19 protein-coding genes are annotated in these 23521 nt (G+C 64.9%); 7 read left to right on the forward strand and 12 right to left on the reverse strand.

Annotation, left to right across the window (positions count from 1 at the left end; genetic code table 11):
• Positions 1-49 precede the first annotated feature (49 nt).
• The 5 genes from WN72_RS15210 to cnbZ all read left to right on the forward strand — a co-directional run bounded on the left by WN72_RS15210 (position 50) and on the right by cnbZ (position 8254).
• Entirely contained in the window at positions 50-3145 is a 3096-nt protein-coding gene (locus WN72_RS15210) for a MexW/MexI family multidrug efflux RND transporter permease subunit (RefSeq protein WP_027558551.1), read from the forward strand.
• 140 nt (positions 3146-3285) lie between these two features.
• A complete protein-coding gene (locus WN72_RS15215) occupies positions 3286-5865 on the forward strand; it encodes an ATP-binding protein (protein ID WP_027558552.1) in 2580 nt (859 codons plus the stop codon).
• Positions 5862-6251, forward strand: a complete 390-nt coding sequence (locus tag WN72_RS15220) for a response regulator (RefSeq protein ID WP_027558553.1) — start codon at positions 5862-5864, stop codon at positions 6249-6251. The genes WN72_RS15215 and WN72_RS15220 overlap by 4 nt, the downstream gene beginning before the upstream one ends.
• Positions 6248-7498 (forward strand): adenylate/guanylate cyclase domain-containing protein, encoded by a 1251-nt coding sequence (locus tag WN72_RS15225; RefSeq protein WP_092216884.1) that lies wholly within the window; start codon positions 6248-6250, stop codon positions 7496-7498. The genes WN72_RS15220 and WN72_RS15225 overlap by 4 nt, the downstream gene beginning before the upstream one ends.
• Before the next feature lie 9 nt (positions 7499-7507).
• Complete coding sequence (cnbZ, locus tag WN72_RS15230; protein WP_092216885.1) at positions 7508-8254, forward strand: 2-amino-5-chloromuconate deaminase CnbZ; 747 nt, start codon at positions 7508-7510, stop codon at positions 8252-8254.
• A gap of 47 nt (positions 8255-8301) precedes the next feature.
• Here the strand turns inward: cnbZ and WN72_RS15235 are convergent, their stop codons facing one another.
• From WN72_RS15235 to WN72_RS15290, 12 genes are all read right to left on the reverse strand, one after another.
• Complete coding sequence (locus WN72_RS15235; RefSeq protein WP_027558556.1) at positions 8302-9189, reverse strand: ABC transporter permease; 888 nt, start codon at positions 9187-9189, stop codon at positions 8302-8304.
• A 3-nt stretch (positions 9190-9192) separates the two neighbouring features.
• On the reverse strand, positions 9193-10134 hold the full coding sequence (locus tag WN72_RS15240; RefSeq protein ID WP_027558557.1) for an ABC transporter permease: 942 nt from the start codon (positions 10132-10134) through the stop codon (positions 9193-9195).
• 31 nt (positions 10135-10165) lie between these two features.
• A complete protein-coding gene (locus WN72_RS15245; protein WP_027558558.1) occupies positions 10166-11689 on the reverse strand; it encodes an ABC transporter substrate-binding protein in 1524 nt (507 codons plus the stop codon).
• 23 nt (positions 11690-11712) lie between these two features.
• Entirely contained in the window at positions 11713-12816 is a 1104-nt protein-coding gene (locus WN72_RS15250; protein ID WP_092216886.1) for an ABC transporter ATP-binding protein, read from the reverse strand.
• Positions 12813-13802 (reverse strand): ABC transporter ATP-binding protein, encoded by a 990-nt coding sequence (locus WN72_RS15255; protein ID WP_092216887.1) that lies wholly within the window; start codon positions 13800-13802, stop codon positions 12813-12815. The genes WN72_RS15250 and WN72_RS15255 overlap by 4 nt, the downstream gene beginning before the upstream one ends.
• Positions 13799-14509 carry a DUF1028 domain-containing protein gene (locus WN72_RS15260; protein WP_027558561.1) on the reverse strand — a complete coding sequence of 237 codons (711 nt, stop codon included), beginning with the start codon at positions 14507-14509 and terminating at the stop codon, positions 13799-13801. Before WN72_RS15260 ends, WN72_RS15255 begins: the two co-directional genes overlap by 4 nt.
• Positions 14510-14518: 9 nt before the next feature.
• A complete protein-coding gene (locus WN72_RS15265; protein WP_092216888.1) occupies positions 14519-16324 on the reverse strand; it encodes a gamma-glutamyltransferase family protein in 1806 nt (601 codons plus the stop codon).
• 82 nt (positions 16325-16406) lie between these two features.
• The gene (locus WN72_RS15270) at positions 16407-17396 is read right to left on the reverse strand and encodes an ABC transporter ATP-binding protein (protein ID WP_092216889.1); all 990 of its coding nucleotides are present in this window, start codon (positions 17394-17396) and stop codon (positions 16407-16409) included.
• Complete coding sequence (locus WN72_RS15275) at positions 17393-18379, reverse strand: ABC transporter ATP-binding protein (RefSeq protein WP_092216890.1); 987 nt, start codon at positions 18377-18379, stop codon at positions 17393-17395. Before WN72_RS15275 ends, WN72_RS15270 begins: the two co-directional genes overlap by 4 nt.
• A gap of 13 nt (positions 18380-18392) precedes the next feature.
• Positions 18393-19358 carry an ABC transporter permease gene (locus WN72_RS15280; RefSeq protein WP_027558565.1) on the reverse strand — a complete coding sequence of 322 codons (966 nt, stop codon included), beginning with the start codon at positions 19356-19358 and terminating at the stop codon, positions 18393-18395.
• A gap of 2 nt (positions 19359-19360) precedes the next feature.
• Positions 19361-20341, reverse strand: coding sequence for an ABC transporter permease (locus tag WN72_RS15285; RefSeq protein ID WP_027558566.1), 981 nt, complete (start codon positions 20339-20341; stop codon positions 19361-19363).
• 102 nt (positions 20342-20443) lie between these two features.
• Complete coding sequence (locus WN72_RS15290) at positions 20444-22045, reverse strand: ABC transporter substrate-binding protein (RefSeq protein ID WP_092216891.1); 1602 nt, start codon at positions 22043-22045, stop codon at positions 20444-20446.
• 389 nt (positions 22046-22434) lie between these two features.
• Between WN72_RS15290 and WN72_RS15295 the strand changes: the two genes are divergently transcribed.
• Both WN72_RS15295 and WN72_RS15300 read left to right on the forward strand, forming a co-directional pair.
• Positions 22435-22692 (forward strand): DUF6489 family protein, encoded by a 258-nt coding sequence (locus WN72_RS15295; RefSeq protein WP_027558568.1) that lies wholly within the window; start codon positions 22435-22437, stop codon positions 22690-22692.
• Positions 22692-23492 (forward strand): esterase/lipase family protein, encoded by an 801-nt coding sequence (locus WN72_RS15300; RefSeq protein ID WP_027558569.1) that lies wholly within the window; start codon positions 22692-22694, stop codon positions 23490-23492. Before WN72_RS15295 ends, WN72_RS15300 begins: the two co-directional genes overlap by 1 nt.
• Positions 23493-23521 lie beyond the last annotated feature (29 nt).

Genomic DNA, 23521 nt, shown 5'->3' on the forward strand with positions numbered 1-23521 from the left:
GGCCCGGCCGGATCACGTCTCTTGAGACAAAGAAATCGAGATCGCCGCGATGGCCTTTACCGATATTTTCATCAAGCGCCCGGTTCTGTCGGTCGTCGTCAGCCTGCTGATCCTGTTGATCGGCCTGCGCGCGGCGATGGTGCTGCCGATCCGGCAATATCCGAAGCTGTCGAACACGGTCATCAACATCACGACCGTCTATCCCGGCGCGTCCGCGGACCTGATCCAGGGCTTCATCACGACGCCGATCGAGCAGGCGGTCGCCTCCGCCGAGGGTGTGGACTACATCACCTCGTCCTCGGTGCTCGGCACCTCGACGATCCAGGTCTACATCAAGCTGAACTTCGATCCGAACCAGGCGCTCACAGAGGTGCTGGCGAAGACGAACTCGGTGAAATACCTGATCCCGAAGGAATCCAACGACCCGATCGTCACCAAGACCACGGGCCAGACCACGGCGGTGATGTATCTCGGCTTCTCGTCCGAGGAGCTGTCGGGCTCGGCGATATCAGACTATCTGACGCGCGTGGTGCAGCCGGTGCTGTCGACCGTCGACGGCGTCGCTTCGGCCGACATCCTCGGCGGCCAGACCTTTGCGATGCGGCTGTGGCTTGATCCGGTGAAGATGGCCGGCCGTAATGTGTCGCCGGCCGACGTTGCCGCTGCCATCCAGGCCAATAACTTCCAGTCTGCGGCGGGCCAGACCAAGGGCTACCTTATCGTCTCGAACGTCTCGACGAATACCGGCCTGACCGACGTCAATCAGTTCAAGAAGATGATCGTCAAGGCCAAGGACGGCGGCTTCGTGCGGATGGAGGACATCGCCACCATCGAGCTTGCCGCCCAGAGCACGGATGCGAGCGTCGCCTTCAACGGCGAGCACGCGATCTTCATCGGCGTGCAGGCAACGCCGCAGGGCAACCCGCTGACGCTGGTGAAGGGCGTGCGCGCGCTGTTCCCCGAGCTCGAACGCAACCTGCCGCCGTCGATGAAGATGAAGGTCGCCTACGACTCGACCAAGTTCATCCAATCCTCGATCGACGAGGTGGAGAAGACGCTGGGCGAAGCGGTGATCATCGTGATCGTGGTGATCTTCCTGTTCCTGGCCTCGCTGCGCTCGGTCATCATCCCGGTCGTCACCATTCCATTGTCGATGATCGGCGTCTGCACCCTGATGCTGGCGCTGGGCTTCAGCTTCAACCTGCTGACGCTGCTGGCGATGGTGCTCGCGATCGGCCTCGTGGTCGACGACGCCATCGTCGTGGTGGAGAACATCCACCGCCATCTGGAGGAGGGGAAGACACCGGTCCAGGCCTCGCTGCAAGGCGCGCGCGAAATCGTCGGTCCCGTCATCTCGATGACGATCACGCTGGCTGCGGTGTATGCCCCGATCGGCTTCCTCGGCGGCCTCACCGGCTCGCTGTTCCGCGAGTTTGCCTTCACGCTCGCGGGCTCGGTGATCGTGTCGGGCGTGATCGCCCTGACGCTGTCGCCGATGATGTGCTCGGTGCTGCTGAAGAACACCGAAGAGGGCCGCTTCGCCAAGATGGTCAACAAGGTGTTCGGCGCGATGACGCGCTGGTACGGCCGCAGGCTCGACCGCTCGCTCGACTACAAGGCCATCACCGGCCTGTTCGCGGTGACGATCCTCGGGCTCGTCGGCTTCCTCTACATGCACACCTCGAAGGAACTGGCGCCCGAGGAAGACCAGGGCATCGTGTTCGCGGTGACCAAGGCGCCGAAATACGCCAACATCGATTATGTCGATTACTACGGCGAGAAGCTCGACAAGGAATTCCAGAAATTCCCCGAGACCGATCTGCGCTTCGTGCTGAACGGCATCAACGGCCCGCAGGGCGGCATCGCCGGCATGCTGCTCAAGCCCTGGGAGGAGCGCAAGCGCTCGTCGATTGCGCTGAAGCCGCTGGTGCAGGCCGAGCTCTCCAAGATCGAGGGCGTGCAGGCATTCGCGTTCAACCTGCCGCCGCTGCCGGGCGGTCCGGGCGGCTTGCCGGTGCAGATGGTGATCAACTCCACCGCAAGCTTCCAGACCGTCTATGAGCAGATGGAGAAGCTGAAGGACGCCGCGCGCAAGAGCGGCATGTTCATCGTCTCCGACAGCGACCTCGCCTACAACCAGCCGAGCGTGGAGGTCACGATCGACCGCACCAAGGCGCAGGATCTCGGCGTCAACATGCAGAACCTCGGCTCTACGCTCGCGGTGCTGCTGGGCGGCAACTACATCAACCGCTTCAACCTCGAGGGCCGCTCCTACCAGGTGATCCCGCAGGTGCCGCGCGGCAAGCGGCTCTCGCCGGAATCGCTCGGCGGCTATTATGTGACCACCAACACCGGTCAGCAGCTGCCGCTGTCGACCGTGGTCTCGATCAAGACCAGGACCGACCCGAACTCGCTGACCCACTACAACCAGCTCAATTCGGCGACGTTCTCGGCGGTGCCGATGCCCGGTGTGACTGTCGGTGCTGCGGTCGACTTCCTCGAAGGCGAGGCCAAGAAGCTGCCGCAGGGCTTCAGCCACGACTATCTGGCGGACTCGCGTCAGTACGTGCAGGAAGGCAACCAGCTCGCGATCACCTTCGGCTTTGCGCTGATCATCATCTTCCTGGTGCTGGCGGCGCAGTTCGAGAGCTTGCGTGACCCGTTCGTGATCATGATCTCGGTGCCGATGGCGATCGTCGGCGCGCTGATCCCGCTGTTCTTCGGCGCTGCGACCATGAACATCTACACCCAGGTCGGCCTGTTGACGCTGGTCGGCCTGATCACCAAGCACGGCATCCTGATGGTGGAGTTCGCCAACGAGCTCCAGGTCAACGAGCGGCTCGACCGCCGCTCGGCGATCGAGATGGCGGCCCGCATCCGCCTCCGTCCGATCCTGATGACCACGGCCGCGATGGTGACCGGCCTGATCCCGCTTCTGACCGCGTCCGGCGCGGGCGCGGCCAGCCGCTTCTCGATCGGCCTGGTCGTCGTCGCCGGCATGTCGATCGGCACGCTGTTCACGCTGTTTGTGCTGCCCGCCGTTTACGTGGTGCTGGCGACCGACCATCGCGCGGCAGCTGATTCGGAGCGGAACAAGCAGGTCAACGCGATCGACCTGGACGCCAAGGCGCTGCGGCCGACCTGAGGCCGAAAGCAAGTTAGCCAGAGCGCGGCAGCGGCGGGTCCGCTGCCGCCCTTTTTTTACGTCCGCGTCCTGCGTCCGCCGTAAGGCTTAGGGCGAGCATGAGAGACAAGATCGGGCCTTCTTGCTAGATTCGGCGGGATATGACCCTTTCCCTCCATCCCGACACCCCGCAAGCCAGGACGCTGCCGAGCGCGGCCGCGGACGGCGTTGTGCCCCGCGAGGCGGCGGGGCGGGGGATCAGGACCCGGCTGTTCACCAAATATGTCGCACTGTTCGTGGCCGTCGTCGCCATCGCGCTGCTGGCCAACGGCCTGTTCGAGGTCTTCTTCTATTATCGCGAGCACAAGGCCTCGCTGATCCGGGTCCAGCATGAGCAGGCCGAGGCGGCCGCGGCCAAGATCGGCCAGTTCGTCAAGGAGATCGAGAGCCAGCTCGGCTGGACCACGCAACTGCCCTGGTCGGCAAGCTCGGTCGAACAGCGCCGGTTCGATGCGCTGCGGCTGCTGCGCCAGGTGCCCGCGATCACCGAGCTCGCCCAGGTGGACGCGACCGGCCGGGAGCGGCTGCGCGTGTCGCGGCTCGCGATGGATGCGATCGACAGCGGGATCGATCTGTCCGATGACCCCAAGTTCACCGAGGCGGTCGCCCACAAGGTCTTTTACGGACCGGTCTACTTTCGGCGGGACTCCGAGCCCTACATGACGCTGGCGCAGGCCGGGTCGCGCAAGGACGCCGGCGTCAGCATCGCGGAAGTCAATCTCAAGCTGATCTGGGACGTCGTGTCCCAGATCAAGGTCGGCCAGCACGGGCACGCCTACGTCGTCGGCCCGGAGGGCCGGCTGATCGCGCATCCCGATATCAGCCTGGTGCTGCGCAACACCGACATGTCGAACCTCGCGCAGGTGCGCGCCGCACTGGCCGGCGGCGACACCATGGGCGCGCTTGCCGAAGCGCGCAACATCCAGGGACAGAGGGTGCTGACCGCATCGGCCCCGATCGAGCCGATGCATTGGACCATGTTCGTCGAGTTGCCGGTCGAGGAGGCGTATTCGGCGCTCTATGCTGCGCTGGAGCGGCTTGCGATCGTGCTGCTCGTCGCCTCGATCTTTGCGGTGCTTGCCGGGATTTTCCTCGCGCGCCGCATGGTTGGGCCGATCCAGGCGCTGCGCGTCGGCGCCGAGCGCATCGGCGGCGGCGATTTCGCCCAGCGCATCTCGATCAAGACCGGCGATGAGCTCGAGGGCCTTGCGGACCAGTTCAACCACATGGGCGAGCGGTTGCAGGAGTCGTATGCCGACCTCGAGCACAAGGTCGAGCAGCGGACTGCCGAATTGCGGGAAGCATTACAGCAGCAGACCGCAACCGCCGATGTGCTGAAGGTGATCAGCCGCTCGACGTTCGATTTGCAAACCGTGCTGGATACGCTGGTCGCATCGGCGGCCCGCTTGTGCGACGCGGACGAAGGAACGATCTTCCGGCCCCGCGACGGCGTGTTTTATCTGGCGGCGAGCTGCGGCCTTGACGCGGAGCAGGAGACCAAGCTTCGGACCTTTGCTTCCGTACCTGAGCGGGGAAGTGTCGTCGGGCGTACCTTGCTCGATGGCAAGACAGTTCATGTTCCGGACGTGCAGGCGGACCCGGAATATGCACCTTCGTCCGCGCGAAGACGCTCCAACGTTCGCACGATGCTGGGTGTTCCTCTGCTTCGGGAGGGGGCGCCCATCGGCGTGTTCGTCCTGACCCGGCATGTCGTGCGGCCCTTCAGCGAGAAGCAGATCGAGCTCGCCACGACGTTTGCAGACCAGGCCCTCATTGCGATCGAGAATGTCCGATTGTTCGAGGAAGTGCAGGAGCGCACCAGAGAGCTGTCGCGGTCGCTCGACGATCTGCGCGCCGCCCAGGACCGCCTGATCCAGACCGAGAAGCTTGCATCGCTCGGCCAGCTCACCGCCGGCATCGCGCACGAGATCAAGAACCCGCTCAATTTCGTCAACAATTTCTCGTCGGTGTCGACCGAGTTGATCGACGAGCTCAACGAGACCCTGCAAGCCGTATCGCTCGATGCCAAGACGAAGGAGGACATCGACGAGCTGACCGGAATGCTCAAGAGCAATCTGGAAAAGGTGGTTCAGCACGGCAAGCGCGCCGATTCCATCGTCCGGAACATGCTGCTGCATTCGCGCGAAGGCTCTGGCGAGCATCGCCCCAGCGACATCAACGCGATCGTGGAGGAGAGCCTCAATCTCGCCTATCACGGCGCGCGCGCCGAAAAGCCGGCCTTCAACGTCACGCTGAAGCGTGACTTCGATCCCGCCGCCGGCATGATCGATGTCTATCCGCAGGAGATCACCCGCGTCCTGCTCAATCTGATCTCGAACGGCTTCTATGCGTCCGCCAAGCGCAAGGAGAGCGCGGAAGGCAGTTTCGAGCCCACCTTAAGCGCCGCCACGAAAAATCTCGGCGGCGGGGTCGAGATCCGGATACGGGACAACGGCACCGGAATTCCGAAAGAAGTGAAGGAGAAGATGTTCAATCCCTTCTTCACCACCAAGCCGGTCGGCGAGGGCACCGGGCTCGGCCTGTCCATGAGCCATGATATCGTCGTGAAACAGCACGGCGGCACGATCGACGTGAACACCGAACCCGGTGTATTCACCGAATTCATCATCACCCTGCCGCGCATGATGGCGGCAGGCGGCACTTCCGGAGGCAAGAGTTGAACGTTTACATCCTGGTCGTCGATGACGAGCCCGACGTCGAGGCGCTGTTCCGGCAGCAGTTCCGGCGCGACCTGCGCGCCGGCCGTTTCCAGATGGAATTTGCGCCTTCCGCGCCCGATGCACTGAAGCTTGCCGCCGAGGTGCGCGACCCCTCGCTGATCCTGATCCTGTCGGACATCAACATGCCCGGCATGAGCGGGCTCGACATGCTGCCCAAGGTGCGCGCCGAGCATCCGGACGTTCCCGTCATCATGATCACGGCCTATGGCGATGCCGAGACGCGTCGCAAGGCCATCGAGCGCGGTGCCGTCGGGCTTTTGACCAAGCCGATCGACTTTGCGCTGCTGCGCCAGGAGATCGACACAAGGCTCGAGCGGGCGGCATGACTGCGACCATCCTCTTCGTGGACGACGAGCCGGATCTCGAGGCGCTGGTCCTGCAGAAATTCCGCAGGCAGATCCGCGACGGGATGCTCGCCATCATGTTTGCCCGCGACGGCCTGGAGGCGCTGCAATCGCTCGAGCAGAACCCGCAGGTCGACATGGTGGTCTCCGACATCAACATGCCGCGCATGGACGGGCTATCGCTGCTGCAAAAGCTCCAGGAGGCCGAGGACAAGAAGTCGACCATCATCGTCTCGGCCTATGGCGACATGAGCAACATCCGCACCGCGATGAACCGCGGTGCGTTCGACTTCCTCACCAAGCCGATCGACTTCGCCGACCTCGAAGCCACGATCGACAAGACTATCCGCCACATCGAGATGCTGCGCGAGGTGCGCCGCCGCCAGATGGTGGCGGAGCGGGCCCACGCCGCGCTGTCGCGCCATTTCTCGCCGGAGCTTGCCAAGCGCCTGGCGGCAAGCGGCGAGGGCGAGGGGATCGAGGTGCAGTGGCGCGAGGTCGCCACCATCTTCACCGACATCACCGGCTTCACCTCGCTGGTCGAGAGCGCGCCGCCCGAGACGCTCGGCGAGCTCCTCAACGAATATGTCGGCGGAATGACCGAGGTCGTCTTCGCGCATGAGGGGACGGTCGCGAAGATCATCGGCGATGCGCTCCAGGTGCTGTTCAATGCGCCCGGCGATCAGCCCGACTATGCGACGCGCGCGGTCGCCTGCGCCCATGATCTCGATGCCTGGGCGCAGGATTTTTGCGTGCGTCAGAGCGCCAAGGGCGTGAACTTCGGCGCCACCCGCATCGGCATTCACGCAGGTCCAGCCCTGGTCGGCAATTTCGGCGGCAACCGCTTCTTCGACTACACCGCCTATGGCGACTCCATCAACATCGCGGCGCGGCTGGAAGCCGCCAACAAGCATTTGGGCACGCGCATCTGCGTCAGCGCCAGCGTCGCCAGAGCGGCGGAGAATTTCCAGGGCCGCCCCGTGGGCGAATTGATGCTGCGCGGACGCAGCGAGCCGTTGCGCGCCTTCGAGCCGCTGCCACAGGCCAAATTCGAGGCGTCGGAGACGGCGCTCTATTCCGAAGCGTTCGCCAAGATGGAGGCCGGCGACGTCGCCGCCATGCCGGCCTTTGCCGCGCTGGTGGGGATGCACGCCGAGGATCCGCTGGCCAGCTTTCACCTGAAGCGCCTGCTCAACGGCGCCAAGGGCATCCGCATGCAACTGGACTAGGAGTTCGACATGGTCAGTGACTTCTCTGCCGGCAATTATCGTTTCATCCCGTCCGTGTTCCAGTATTCGGCCGGCGCGGCCGCAGACGATGGCTACGAGATCGAGCGCGTCCGGTTCGACCGCCTGGTGCCGCTCGCGCAAGGGTTTGCACTGGCCGCAAAGTATATTCAGGAGACGGGCCGGCCACTGACGGCCTTCTGCGCCTGCGAGCTGCGCTCACCCGCCGCCTTCAGCGAGGAAGGCTTTCGCGCGTTCAATTTGCATTACGTGAAGACGCTGTCGGAATGGGGCATCTTCGACGGCACCACCAATCCGGTGGCACGCAGCAATGTCTGTCCCGAGATCGATCCGCCGTCCGAACCGTCGTTTTATGCGTTCTCGTTCACGCGTCCGACGACATCGAAGACGCCGTCCTTCGTGATCGCCGGCGGCGCCGAGGCGCGCGAGGGCAGCGGCACCTATGTCGAGCGCACCGTGCGCTACCGCGATCTCAGCCCGGAGGGCCTGCGCGAGAAGGTGCGCTTCACGACGACGTCGCAGATGGAGAACCGGATGACGGCGTTCGGCTTCGGCTGGAAGGACACGACCGGCGTGCAGGCCTATTCCGTGCACGACTTCCACCACGCGCTGGTGGACGAGCTGGTTCGCCGCGGTGCGCTGCGCTCCGGCCTGACCTGGCATTTTGCTCGCCCGCCGGTGGTCGATCTCGAATACGAGATGGATTGCCGCAGGGTGTTGCGGGAAACTGTTATTTAAAGCTCCTCAACACCGCTCTCGGAGCGCTCGTCGGGTCTCATCGGGCCTTAGCGCTGCCTCGGGTCGAGCGCATCGCGCAGGCCGTCGCCGAGCAGGTTCAGCGACAGAACCACGAGGAAGATCGCTAAGCCCGGCCAGATCGCCATCCACGGTGCCTGGGTCAGGAAGCGCTGCGCCGCATTGAGCATGCTGCCCCAGGACGGCGCCGGTGGCTGCTGGCCGAGGCCGAGGAAGGATAGCGCGGCTTCGGCGATGATGGCGGCGGCGATCGAGAGCGTGGCCTGCACCAGCAGCGCCGGCAGGATGTTCGGCAGGATGTGCGAGAACGCGATCCGCCACGGCGGGTTGCCGAGCGCGCGGGCGGCCTCGACATAGTCCTCGGCCTTGACGCTCAGGACCTGCCCACGCGTCAGGCGGATGAAGATCGGCGTCGCCGAGATGCCGATCGCGATCATGGCGTTGCCGAGGCTCGGCCCGAGGAACGCGGCGAGCGCGATTGCCAGGATCAGAAATGGGCAGGCCAGCATCGCATCGGTGATCCGGCTGATCAGCGCGTCGACAAATCCGCCGCGATAGCCGGCGAGCAGGCCGAGCGGCACGCCGATCCCGAGCGCGATCGCAACCGAGATCAGACCCGCCATCAGGGATGCCCGCGCGCCGTAGACGACGCGGCTGAGGATATCGCGGCCGAGCTCGTCGGTGCCGAACCAGTGCGCCGCCGTCGGCGGCTTGCGCACCAGGCTCCAGCTCGTCGCGATGGGATCATAGGGCACGACCAGCGGCGCGAGGGCCGCAAGCAGGATGAACGCAATGATCACGACAAGGCCGAACACGGCGGCCTTGCGCTTGAACAGGCGGCGCCGCGCGCGGCGGGCCGGGCTGTCGAGCTCGTAGGCTTGCGTGGCGGGACTGGCTGAAAGCGCGGCGTCGGTCATGGCCTAGCCCCTCAATCGTGGATTGACGAGGACATAGGCGATGTCGGCGACGAGGTTGAGCGTGATATAGACCGTGGCCGTCACCAGCACGACGCCCTGCACCACGGCGTAGTCGCGGTTGAACACGGCATCCACGATCAGCTTGCCGAAGCCGGGAATGGAGAAGATCTGCTCGGTCAGCACGGCGCCTGAGAGCAGCGTGCCGAGCTCGAGCGCGCCGAGCGTGATGATCGGTGTGAGCGCATTGCGCATCGCGTGCTTGAGGATCACGGAACGCTCCGACAATCCCTTCGCACGCGCGGTGCGGACGTAGTCGCTCTCGAGCACCTGGAGCATCGCGCTGCGGGTATGCCGCATCAGGATCGCGGAGATCGCGTTGCCGAGCACGAAGGCCGGCATGATGGTGGCGGCGAGGCTGGCGCGCCAGTTCTCGGTGAGCGGCACATAGCCCGAGGCCGGCAGCCAGCCCAGCTTGATCGAGAACAGGAAGATGAGGAGAATTCCGAGCCAGAAGTTCGGCGTCGAGATGCCCCACAGCGCGAACAGGTTGGCGCCGTAGTCCCAGGCCGTGCCCTTCTTCACCGCCGAGACGATGCCGGCGGGAATGCCGATGCAGAACGCGATGACAATCGCCATCGAGCCGAGCTGGAGCGTCACCGGCAGCTTCTGCGCGATCAGCTCGCGCACCGGCATCTTGTTGCGCAAGGACTCGCCAAAATTGCCCGTCAGCACCCCCTTGAGCCAGTAGACGTATTGCACGGGGATCGGCTGATCGAGCTTATATTGCTGGCGGATCTGCTCGATGACGGCCGGATCGCGTTCCTCGCCGGCCATGACCAGAGCGGGATCGCCCGGCAGCAATTGCTGGAGCGAGAAGATCAGCACCGACACGAAGAACAGTGTCGGTACGATCTGCGCAAGACGGCGGGCGAGGAAGTTCAGCATGATGCCGATCGCTTCGTCTGCGATGTCGTCGTCACTTGAACTTCAGTCCGACCACGCGGACCAGCCCGTCCGGCATCTGCCTGTAGCCGTCGAGCTTCTTGGTATGCGCGATCAGGAGCGTGCGGTGGTAGATGTAGATGATCGGGAGGTCCTCAAGCAGGATTTTCGTCAGCTTCTGGTAGATCGCCTTGCGCTCCTCGACGTTGGAGGTCGCGCGCCCATCCTCCATCAGCTTGTCGGCCTCGGGGTTCGAGTACACGCCGTCGTTCTGCGGCGCCTTGCTGCGCATGAAGATGTAGGAATTGCCGTCGGGGTCGATGCGGCCGCTCCAGTTGATCTGGAACACCTGGAACTCGCCGGCCTGGGCCTGCTTGAAAGTCGTCGCGAACTCGACCGCGCGAATCTTGATGTCGAAGCCCGCTTCCGCGGCCATCGACTGCACGACCTGGGCGACGGCCTCGTTCTCTGCGCCCTTGGGGATCATGTAGTCCACCGTCACCGGCGTGGTGACGCCGGCTTCCTTCAACAGTGCCTTCGCCTTCGCGATGTCGCGACCGTGAACCGGGAATGCCTTCTGGTAATAGGGATGCGTCGGGCTGACCCATTGGTTGCCGGGTGTGAACTCGCCGTTGAAGACGACCTGATTGAGTGCTTCGCGGTCGATCGACAGATCAAGCGCCTGCCGGACTTTTGCCGACTGGCTCAGCGGTCCCTTGTTCTTCTCGTTGCCGATGTTGACGGTCAGGCCGAGATAGCCGAGCTCCGGCGCGGTCGACAGCACGAGGCGGGAATCGGCGCGCACATCCTTGATGTCGGTGGCGAGCACGCGCTCGATCAGGTCGAGTCCGCCCGATTTCAGATTGGCGAGGCGGACGGTGGCATCGACGATCGGCAGGAACACGACGCGATCGATGTGGATGTTGTCCTTGTTCCAGTAGTCGGCGAACTTTTCGAATACCATGCGGTCCTGCTGGACGCGTTCGACGAATTTGTAGGGGCCGGCGCAGACCGGATGCAGGCCGAACTTGTCGCCGGCTTCCTTCGCAGCTTTCGGCGAGACCATCATACCGGAACGGTCCGTGAGCTGGGCGATCAGCGGCGAGTAAGGGGTCTTGAGCACCAGCTTGATGGTGAGGGGATCGACGACCTCGACATGATCCACGCTTGCGAGCTCGGATTTCCGGAACGAGCCGGGCAATGTCATGTGACGCTCGAGTGAGAATTTGGCGGCCTCGGCGTCGAGGGGCTCGCCGTCATGGAATTTGACGCCCGGCCGCAGCTTGACCGTCATCTCCTTGCCGTCGGCCGAGGTCTCGTAGGACAGCGCGAGTTGCGGCACGATGTTGAGCTTCTCGTCGATGTCGAACAGCTTGTCGCAGAAGGCGGAGAAGACGATGCGCCCGACATAGGTGCGGCCGATGCTGGGATCGAGGATGTCGGGGTCCTCGGCGATGCCGATGCGGAGCGTGGTCTGAGCTTGAACTTGGGTTTGGGCCGCGCCCACGAGCGACGTCAGCAGGGCCGACGCCAGGATTGCCAAACGCATGAAACTCATCGCTCTCAACCTCTGTTTTGCGGCTATGCGGGATCGGTCCCCAATGGACTAACCCCGCTTGCGCGCGCTGCTTCCGGGCCGCCGCTGAAGGCGGCGACCAATTTTTCAAGGACCGGCGAGAAGCCGCCGTCCATCGGGACGATCGCGGCGGAGGACGGCAGTTCCGACGTTCGGTGGCAGGCCGTTGCATGTCCGGTGCCATCCGCTGCCAGCTGAGGCATTTCGCTGCGGCAGCGGTCGATCACGTAGGGGCAGCGGGTATGGAAGCGGCATCCGGCGGGCGGATTGAGGGCGCTCGGGATCTCGCCCTGGAGCACAATCCGGCTGCTCTTTGCCCGTGGTTTAGGCACGGGGATCGCGGACAACAGCGCCCGGCTATAGGGATGGCGCGGCGCGGCGAAAAGCGCGTCGGCCTCCGCGGTCTCGACGATCTGGCCCAGATTCATCACCGCGACGCGGTCGGCGATGTGCTTGACCACCGCGAGATCGTGCGAGACGAAAATATAGGCGAGGCCGAGCCGGTCCTGGAGCTCACGCAACAGGTTCAGGATCTGCGAACGGATCGAGACGTCGAGCGCAGAGACCGGCTCGTCACAGATGATCAGTTTTGGCTCGACCGCGAGCGCGCGGGCAATAGCGATGCGCTGGCGCTGGCCGCCGGAGAATTCGTGCGGGTAGCGCCGCTCGAGCCGTGGCTCGAGGCCGACCACGCGCAAGATCTCTGCGACTCGCTCGCGTCGCTGCGCCGGGGGCACCAGATCGTGCAGCGCCAGCGGCTCGGTCAGGATCTGGCCGACCGTCATGCGCGGATTGAGCGAGGCGTAGGGATCCTGGAAGATGATCTGCGCCTCGCGGCGGAATTTGCGCAGCGCGTCGGCGTCGAGTGTGAGCAGATCGCGGCCGTCGAACCGCACAGTGCCTGCATCCGGCTCGATCAGCCGCAGCACCAGGCGGCTGACAGTGGATTTGCCGCAGCCGGATTCGCCAACCAGCGCCAGCGTCTTGCCGGCTTCGAGAGAGAAGGAAACACCGTCGACCGCCTTGACGTGAGCCAGCGCCCGGCCGAACAGCGAACGCTGGGCGACGAAATGCTTGACCAGGCCTTTGACCTCGAGCAGCGCCATCATGACACCAAGAGTTCGAGCGGCGCGCGGATGCAGCGCGAGAGGTGGCCGGGGCTGACTTCGACCAGCGGTGGCGGCGCCTTGGTGCAGGCCTCCAGCACGAACGGGCAGCGCGCGGCGAAGCGGCAGCCCATGGGCGGCTGCGCCATGTTCGGCACCATCCCCTCGATCGTCGCAAGCTGCTCGGCGCGGTGATCGAGCCGCGGGATCGAGCCGAGCAGGCCGACGGTGTAGGGATGCTGCGGCGTGGAGAACAGCTCATCCACCGGCGCGCGCTCGACGATCTCGCCGGCATACATTACCGCGACCTCGTCACAGACCTCGGCGACCACGCCGAGATCGTGGGTGATCAGGATGATCGCGGCGCCGCTCGCCGCTTTCAACTCGCGCATCAGCTCCAAAATCTGAGCCTGCAAGGTGACGTCGAGCGCCGTGGTCGGCTCGTCCGCGATCAGGAGCTGCGGGTCGCAGGCCAGCGCCATCGCGATCATCACGCGTTGACGCATGCCGCCGGAGAGCTTGTGCGGATATTCGTCGATCCGCCGTTCCGGCGAGGGGATGTGGACGCGGCGCAAGAGCTCGATCGCCCGCTCGCGCGCGCTTTTCCGCGAGCCGCCGCGGTGACGCAGGATCGTCTCGATGATCTGGTCACCGATCGTAAAGCTCGGATTGAGCGAGGTCATCGGCTCCTGGAAGATCATCGCGAGCCGGTTGCCGCGCAAGTCGCGCAGGGTCTGATCGGACGTATGCAGCAGGTCGAAACCGTCGAAGCGGATCGCGCCTGATATCTCGGCGCTTTGCTTCGGCAGCAGGCCCATGATCGCCAGCGACGTCACGCTCTTGCCGCAGCCGGATTCGCCGACGAGGCCAAGCGTGGCGCCATTGGCGACGCTGAGGTCGACACTGTCGACCGCGTTGGTGATGCGGCCGTCGTCGCCGTGGAAGCGGATGCGCAGGTCCCTGATTTCGATGAGGGGGCTCGCGCTCATGACGTCCTTGCACGCGCGGCTGCGATGCTGGCGTCGATGACGCTGCGATCGGTGTTGCCGGCCGGGTTCTGCCGCGTCGGCATGGACGGGCGGAAGTGGACCCAGAGCTCCTGGCTGACGCGCTCGAGCCGTTCGAGCTCGCCGAGCGGATCGGGATGATCGTCGGCGCGGATGTCTAACGCCGGCCACTCCTCCTCGTCGTGGATCAAGAGCGCAGCCGACTGCTTGCCGCGCTTGTCGCCGCCGGCGGCCTCGCCCGCGCGCATCGCGGCGAGCAGGCGGCGCGGGAAGGGCAGGCTGTCATTGGCGATATAGGTCTTCGCGGTCTCGTCGAGCACGTCGGCGCCGGCCAGCATGTTGCCGGCAATGGAAAAGCCGCTGCCGGCGATGTGGCCGCACCAGTCGATGCAATCGCGGCCCGTATGCGCGGCGATCTCGCCGCTCGCATCCATGATATGGATCTGACGGCTCTCGCGGCCGTCATCGGTCGCGAGCAGCGTGGCGAGCACGTCGTGGGCGTTGAGGCCCTCGCGCAGCAGCTTGACGCCGTCAATGCCGTAATAGGGATTGACGAAGGCCTGCGTCGCGATGGCGCCGAGGCCGGCAGCGATATAGGGCACGCGCGCGCCGACGGCGAAGAAGCGGGTCGCAACCGCGATGCCGAACTGGCCGGTGGCAGGGTCTCGCGCGATGATCGACCAGGTCATGTGCTGCCTTCAGCGTCCCGCGGCGTAGCCCTGCATGCCGCGCGGATTGGCGGCGGCGCGCCGGCGCACGCCGACGCGTGAAGCCGCGGTGAGGCGGCCTTCCGACCAGTCGGGCCCGACCTCGACGATATGCCCGCGCTCGCGCAGGTTCTCGATCGTCGCCTTCGGCACCCGGTTCTCGACCACGAGCACACCGGGGCGTGCGGTGCGCGGCCAGAACGAGATCGGAAAATGCTCGGAATGCCAGGCCGGCGCGTCGATGGCCTCCTGGAGATTGAGGTTGCAGTGCACGTGGCGCAGGAAGAACTGCGTGATCCATTGGTCCTGCTGGTCGCCGCCCGGCGAGCCCCAGGCCAGATATGGCTCGCCGTCGCGCAGCGCCATGGTCGGCGAGAGCGTGGTGCGGGGCCGCTTGCCCGGGGCGAGCGCTGCGGGGTGGTCTTCCTCCAGCCAGAACATCTGGGCGCGGCTGCCCAGGCAAAAGCCGAGCTCCGGAATGATCGGCGAGGACTGCAGCCAGCCGCCGGATGGTGTCGAGGACACCATGTTGCCGGCCTTGTCGATGATGTCGAAATGCACGGTGTCGCCGCGCACCTCGCCGAAGCGGCCGACAGTCGGCTCGCCGGCGCCAAGCGCGCCGACAGCCTCGCGCTGGCCTTCCGCGCGGCGCAGCTTGACCACGCCGCCAAAGCCCTCGACCGAACCAGGAATGAAATCGAGCGAGGCCTTGTCGGTCACGAGCTTGCGGCGCTCGTCGTTGTAGGCATCCGACAGCAGCGTTGCGATCGGGATCTCCGTGAACTTGGGATCGCCGTAGAACTTCTCGCGATCCGCGAAGGCGAGCTTTGCGCATTCGATCTGGAGATGGATGAACTCAGGCCCGGTCGGATCAAGCCCGTCGAGCGCAAAGCCCTTCAGCAGCGCGAGCTGCTGCAATGTCACCGGGCCCTGGCTCCAGACGCCCGCCTTGCAGACGGTGTAGCGGCCATAATCGTAGGTGAGCGGCGCCTCGACCGTCGGCTGCCAGCGCGCCATGTCATCGGCCGAGAGCACGCCGCGATGCGGCGAGCCGCTGACGTCCATCACTTCTTGCGTCCGACAGAACTTGTCGATGGCTTCGGCAACGAAGCCCTGTGACCAGGCCTTTCGCGCGCGCTCGATCTCGGCATCGCGGCCACCGCCGCCGCTCTCGGCCTCGTTCAAGATCCGGGTGTAGGTCGCAGCCAGCGTCTTGTTGGTGAAGAGCGTACCGGGCTTCGGCACCTCGCCATTTGGCAAATAGACCGCGGCCGAGGTCGGCCAGTGCTTGCGGAACAATTGCTCGACCGTCTGGATTGTGGCGCAGGCGCGCTCGACCAGCGGATAGCCGTCGCGGGCATAGGAGATCGCGGGCTCCAGCACGTCGCGCACACGCATCGTGCCGTAGTCGCGCAAGAGCATCATCCAGGATTCGAACGTGCCGGGCACGCAGGCGGCGAGCAGGCCGGTGCCGGGCACCATGTCGAGGCCTTCGCTCTTGTAGTGCGCGATGGTGGCGCGGGCCGGCGCCGGGCCCTGGCCGCAGATCACCTCGGTGCGGCCGCGCTTCACGTCATGCACGATGATAGGGACATCGCCGCCGGGGCCGTTCAGATGCGGTTCGACGACCTGGAGCGTGAAGGCGGTGGCGACACCGGCGTCGAAGGCGTTGCCGCCCTTTTCCAGAATGCCCATGCCGACCGCCGTTGCGATCCAGTGCGTCGAGGCGACGACCCCGAACGTGCCCTCGATCTCGGGGCGCGTCGTGAACGGATCGGGATTGATGTTGCTGGCCATGGGCTACCTCATTTGCGGCGTGCGCAATTGATCACAGCCGATGCTGGGATGCCAAATGCGCAGGCCGCATGGCACGCGCGCGTCACGCTGGGACCGGTGCGGTGTTCACCGCGTGGCAGGCGACGCCGTCGATCAGTTCCGGCGTTTCCTTGCGGCAGAGATCGAACGCCAGCGGACAGCGCGGATTGAAGGCGCACCCGGACGGCGGATTGATCGGGTTCGGGATCTCGCCCTTCACCGGAATGCGCTGGCGGCCGCTCATGGCGAGATCAGGCACCGCGCCCAGCAGCATCTTGGTGTAGGGCATGCGCGGCCGGGAAAACAGCTCGCGTCCCTCCGCGATCTCGACGATGCGGCCGAGATACATCACGCCGACGCGACTCGCCATGTGGCGGACCACGGCGAGGTTGTGGCTGATGAACATGTAGGTCAGGCCGAACTTGTCCTGGAGGTCGCGCATCAGGTTCAGGATCTGGGCCTGCACGGAGACATCGAGCGCCGAGGTCGGCTCGTCGCAGACGATGAACTCGGCGTCGGAGGCGAGCGCCCGCGCGATCGCGATACGCTGACGCTGGCCGCCGGAAAATTCGTGCGGGAATTTCAGCCGGTCGTCGGGATGCAGGCCGACGAGGGTGAGCAGCTCGCCGACGCGGGCCTGGATGTCGCGCTCGCCCTGGATCAGGTCGAAGGCGCGGATCGGCTCGGAAATGATGGCATCGACGCGGAAGCGCGGGTTCAAGCTGGCATAGGGGTCCTGAAAAATCATCTGGATCCGGCGGCGCAGTTTTCGACGCGCGGGCGCCTGCCGCGGATCGGTCATGGAGACGCCGTCGATCAAGACGTCGCCGGAGCTCGGCGGCAGCAGGCCGACCACCATACGTGCCACCGTGGTCTTGCCTGACCCGGACTCGCCGACCAGCGCAAAGGTCTCGCCTTTCCTGATGTCGAAGGTGACGCCGTCGACCGCCTTGAGATATTCGAGATGCCCGCCTTCGAGAACGCGATTGAGCCACGGCTTCGAGACGTCGAAGACGCGGCGCAAGTTTGTGGCCTGGACGAAAGAAGCGCTCATGCCGCGCTCTCCGCCGGCACGGTGTCATAGAGGTGGCAGGCGACAGATTGCGCGCCGCGCGGCAACGGCTCGGGCCGCTCCACCCGGCAACGATCGAAGGCGAACGCGCAGCGCGGATTGAACGAGCAGCCGCGCGGGATCGCCGACAGGCGTGGCATCGAGCCCGGGATCTGCACGAGGCGCTTGTCGTCGCCGGCAAGCGTCGGGATCGCGCCCATCAGGCCCTTGGCGTAGGGATGCAGCGGATTCCTGACGACGTCCTGGACCGGGCCGATCTCGGCGACGCGCCCGGCATACATCACGGCGACGCGGTCGGAGGTTTCCGCGATTACGCCCATGTCGTGCGTCACCAGCATCACGGCGGTGCCGTGGTCGCGGCCGAGCCGCTTGATCAGCGAGATGATCTGCGCCTGCACGGAGACGTCGAGCGCGGTGGTCGGCTCGTCCGCGATGATCAGCTCCGGCTCGGCGCAGATCGCGAGCGCAATGACGACGCGCTGGCGCATACCGCCGGAGAACTCGTGGGGGTAGCCGTCGATGCGCTTTTCCGGTGCGGGGATGCCGACCTCGGCAAGCAGATCGATGGCGCGGCGGCGGGCGGCCGATTCGGACAGATTGAGGTGGGTCCTGATCGTCTCCACGATCTGGTCGCCGACCTTGTACAGTGGATTGAGGGAGGTGAGGGGATCCTGGAAGATCATGCCGATGCGCTTGCCCCTGATACGGCGCATCTCCTCGGGCGGCAGGTTGTCGATCCGCATTCCAGCCAAACGAATCTCGCCGCCGGCGATGCGCCCGGGCGGATCGATCAGGCCGATCACGGACAAGCCGGTGACGGATTTTCCGGCGCCGGATTCGCCGACCACCCCCAGCACCTCGCCTTTGGCGATGTCGAAGGAGACGCCGTCGATGGCGCGCAGCGTGCCGCGGCGGGAAGCGAATTCCACGTGAAGGTCGCGTACGGAGAGAATGGGTTCGGTCATGGGCAACGCATACTCATCGCAGTTTCGGGTTGAGCGCGTCGCGCAGCCAGTCGCCCAGCAGGTTGATGGACAGGATGAGTGCAGCGAGCGCGAGGCCCGGGAATGCGACGATCCACCATTCGCCCGCGAACAGATAGTTGTTGCCGATGCGGATCAGCGTGCCGAGCGAGGGCATGGTCTCGGGCATGCCCGAGCCGAGGAAAGACAGTGTCGCCTCGGTGATGATGGCGAGGGCGAGGTTGATGGTGGCGATCACGAGGATCGGGCCCATCGTGTTCGGCAGCACATGGCGCAGCATGATCACGGGCGCCGGCAGGCCAATCAGCTGCGCGGCGGCAACATAGTCCTTGTTCTTCTCGACCATCACTGAGCCGCGCACGGTGCGAGCATATTGTACCCAGAAGCTCAGGCCGATCGCGAACACCAGGACGCCGAGCATGCTCATCTCGTCGAGCTTGTTGCCGAGCACGGATTTGGCGATGCCATTGATCAGGAGCGCGATCAGGATCGCCGGAAACGAGAGCTGCACGTCGGCGATCCGCATGATCAGACCGTCGACGGCGCCGCCGAAATAGCCGGCCGTGAGCCCAAGCAGGATGCCGAGCGCGCCCGAGAAGACCACGCCGAGCACACCAACCAGAAGCGAGATCCGCATGCCGTAGAGAATCGCGGACAGCACGTCGCGGCCCTGTTCGTCGGTGCCGAGCAGGAACGGGCTTTGGCCATCCGCGGTCCATAGCGGCGAGATGCGCGAATTCATCAGTTGGAGTTGCGCCGGGTCGAACGGGTTCTGCACCGACAGCAGCGAAGCGAAGATCGCGAGCAGGAAGAACAGTACCGTCACCGCGGCCGCGACCATGGTGATCTTGGAGCGGCGGAACGAGTAGAACAGATCGCTGTCGAGGGCGCGTTTGAACCAGCCCGGCGCGGCGTGGGCGCCGCGGCCTTCGACTTTGTGCGGAACGACGGCGTCACTCATCTCTAATGTGCCCGGCTGACCGTCGAGCGCAGCCGCGGATCGACGATGGTGTAGAGGATATCAACCACGAGATTGATGGTGACGAAGATCAGGGACACCATCATCAGATAGGCCGCCATGATCGGGATATCGACGTTCTGAACGGCCTGCACGAACAGGAGGCCCATGCCCGGCCACTGGAACACGGTTTCGGTGATGATCGCGAATGCAATTACCGAGCCAAATTGCAGGCCGGCGACGGTAATCACGGGAACCAGGGTGTTGCGCAGGGCGTGACCGAAATGGATCGCGCGGGTGGTTAGGCCACGGGCGCGGGCGAAGCGGATGTAGTCGGTCCGCATGACCTCCAGCATCTCGGCGCGAACGAGGCGCATGATCAGCGTCATCTGGAACAGGCCGAGCGTGATCGCAGGCATGATCAACGCCTTCAATCCCGACAACGTCAGCAGGCCCGTGGTCCACCAGCCGATACGCACCACCTCGCCGCGGCCGAAGGACGGCAGCCAGCCGAGCGTCACTGAGAACAGGTAGATCAGGAGGATGCCGATCAGGAAGGTCGGCAGCGAGATGCCGATCAGCGAAACGGCCTGGAAGACGTGCGCGAGCCAGCTGTCGCGGCGCAGCGCGGAATAGACGCCCATCAGGATGCCGCTGACCATGGCGAAGATGGTGGCAACGATGGCCAGCTCGAGCGTCGCCGGCATCCGCTCAACCAGCAGATTGGTGACGGGCAGTCGGAACTGGTAGGACACGCCGAACTTGAATTGCGCGGCATTGCCGATATAGCGGCCGAACTGCACGAGTACGGGATCGTCGAGCCCGAGCGACTTGCGGATCGCGGCGCGTTCGGCGCCGGAGGTATCCATCCCGACCATCTGGTTCACGGGATCGCCGGCGAAGCGGAACATCGAGAACGCGATGATACCGACGGCGAGCATGACGCCGATGGCCTGGATTGCCCGGCGCAGTGTGAAAGCGAGCATCTGTTCCTTTCACATCTCTTCAGTGGCACGCATCATCGCGTTAGCCCTAAACAACAAGTCCCGGAAGCCAGCGCTTCCGGGACTTCACAACTTCTCAACAACCTACTCGTCCTGTTTGGTCGCCCAATAGAGCAGGACCTGGTTGTCGGCGCGCTGGGTCAGTTTCACCTTCTTCGACACGCCCCAGGCGAGCGCCTGCTGGTGCAGCGGAACGTAGGCGTAGTCCTTGATTGCAAGCTCGTAGGCCTGCTTGATCAACAGATCGCGCTTGGCCACATCCGCCTCGAGGAGAACCTTGTCGGCGAGCTCGTCGAACTGCTTGTTGCAGTATCCGCCGAGATTGGCTTCGCCGCGGTTGGGATCCTTGGGATCTTCGCGGCAGCCCATGATGTCGTGCATCACGTTGTGGGAGTCCAGCGTATCGGGAGTCCAGCCCAACATGAACAGCGAGGTCTTGTAGCCGCCGGGCTTCAGCACCTTGGCGAAGTATTGCGCCTTGGGCTGCGCCAGCAGGTTCACCTTGATGTTGATACGGGCGAGCATGCCGACGATGGCCTGGCAGATCGCGGCGTCGTTGACGTAGCGATCGTTCGGGCAGTCCATCGTCACCTCGAAGCCGTCGGCATAGCCGGCTTCCGCGAGGAGCTTCTTGGCGGCATCGGGATCGGGCTTCGGCCGGGTGAAGTCCTTCGACAGCGGATAAAGCTCCGGTGCGATCATCAACGCGGACGGCGTCGAGAGGCCGCGCATGACGCGGTTCTTGATCAGGTCGACGTCGATCGTCTTGTAGACGGCTTCACGGACGCGGATGTCCTTGAACGGGTTCTTGCCCTTGATGTTCGAATACAGCAGTTCGTCGCGAGACTGATCCATGCCGACGAAGATGGTGCGCAGTTCGGGGCCCGTCAGCACGGTGGCGTTCGGGCTCGAATTGACGCGCTGGATGTCCTGGACCGGAACCGGTTCGATCACGTCCACCTCGCCCGACAGCAGGGCCGCGACGCGCGTGGCCTCCGAAGCGATCGGCGTGAAGATGATCTCCTTCAGATTATGTTCCGGCTTGCGCCACCAGTTCGGATTGGCCTTGAAGACGGTCTTCACGCCCGGCTGATGGCTCTCGATCATGAAGGGGCCGGTGCCGTTTTCATGGAGCGAAGCATAGCTCGGGGTCGTGGCGGCGGCTGGCGTCGGTGCCACCGCATCGTTCGCCTCTGCCCATTTCTTGTCCATGATGTACCAGGTCGCCCACAGCGCCGTCAGGATGGGATTGGGCGCGGTGAGGATGAAATCGACGGTGTAATCGTCGATCTTGACGACCTTGGCGTCGGCCGGAATTCGGCTCAGCAGGTTCGAGCCTTTGGCCCGCACGCGCTCGGCCGAGAACACCACGTCATCCGCGGTGAAGGGGTCGCCATTGTGGAATTTCACGCCCTTGCGCAGATGAAAGCGCCAGCGGGTCGGCTCCGGCGTCTCCCAGCTTTCGGCGAGCGCCGGGATGATCTTCAGGTCCTTGTCGCGTGTAACGAGACCCTCGTACACATGGCCGAGATGCGCATGAGTGGTTGACTCGTTCAGCGTGTAGGGGTCGAGCGACTTGAGCTCACCCTGGTTGGCATAGCGCAGCGTCTGGCTCGACGCCGGCGAGACCGCCAACGCAAGCGCACCGGCGAGCGTCGCCGCAAACAGACTTCGTCCGACTGACATTCTTGACCCTCTCCACTCGCCCGCGCCGGTGATTTTTGATTGTTCGGCGGGGCTGACTTATCCATGTTGCCCAGAGTTCTCGACCCGTGCAAGCGGCATTCCAGCAAGGAACGCGCCAAGTTGCACCGCTGTGCAGCAATGCTGACCGGTAATTTTGGGGCGAACGGGCAGCGGACGATATTCGACTTTGGACCCGTGACGTCCCGGGAAGACCGGTCGGTAACGCCCATGCCGGCGCCCGGCGAGCGCCCTTGTGGCGAAGCGATCTGATTGACCATACCTGCCGATTGCGCAGGCCCGCGCCCGGCCGCCCGTCTCAGGTCGCTTGCGTTGCACACCGTGTCGCGGCGATACTCTGGCAGGCCGCTCGAATCTGATCCGGAGGGGACATGAAGGTTAACATCGAAATCGACTGCACCCCCCTTGAGGCCCGCCAGTTCTTCGGATTGCCCGACGTGGCGCCGATGCAAACGGCGGTGATGGACAAGCTGCAGCAGCAGGTCCTGAGCAACATCGAGAAGATCTCGCCGGAATCGCTGGTGCAGAGCTGGTTCACCTTCGATCCAAAGATCGCCGAGCGGTTTCAGGACATGTTCGTCGCGATGGCCGGCCTCGGCGGCCCGCGCAGCGGCGACAAGAAGAAATAGTGGCGCCCGGGCGGGACGCGCCGCCGGAGACGGACCGGCTTCGTCCGCCGGCACTCGGCCTGCTGCTCGCCGAAGCCCGCGGGCTGTTCGAATTGAATGCGAGCCTGTTGCTGTCGCCCGTGCTGATGCGCGCGCCCAGGGGCGACGGCCATCCGGTGCTGGCGTTGCCGGGCTTTCTCGCCAGCGATCTCTCGATGGTACCGATGCGGCGCTATCTCAGCGAGCTCGGCTATGAGGCACATGCTTGGCGGATGGGCCGCAACCTCGGCGGTCTCGAACGGATGCGGGAGTCGCTGCGCGCCCGCCTGGCCGAGATCCATGCTGCGACGGGGCGCAAGGTCAGCCTGGTCGGATGGAGCCTCGGCGGCGTCTATGCCCGCGATCTCGCGCTCTGGGCGCCCGACAAGGTCCGCTACGTGATCACGCTCGGCAGCCCGTTTGCCAACGACGTACGCGCGACCAACGCCACGCGGCTCTACGAGGCGCTGTCCGGCGATCGGGTCGAGGATTTTGCCGAAGCGCGCGCGGCCATCGCGGGCGATCTGCCGGTGCCGGCGACGTCGATCTATTCGCGTGCCGACGGCGTCGTGAACTGGCGGACCTGCCTGCTCCGCCCCTCAGACCGCGCCGAGAACATCGAAGTCCACCTGGCGAGCCACATCGGGCTCGGGGTGAACCCCGCCGCGCTGTGGGCCGTGGCGGACCGGCTGGCGCAACCGGAGGGAGAGTTCTGGCCATTTGACCGGGCAGGGCCCTTTGCCATTGCATATGCCCCGCCGGAGCGGGCAGTATCGGCCTGACGAGAAGCGCCGGCAAAGGCGCCCGTCGA

The sequence above is a fragment of the Bradyrhizobium arachidis genome, from assembly GCF_015291705.1.
GTDB lineage: Bacteria > Pseudomonadota > Alphaproteobacteria > Rhizobiales > Xanthobacteraceae > Bradyrhizobium > Bradyrhizobium arachidis.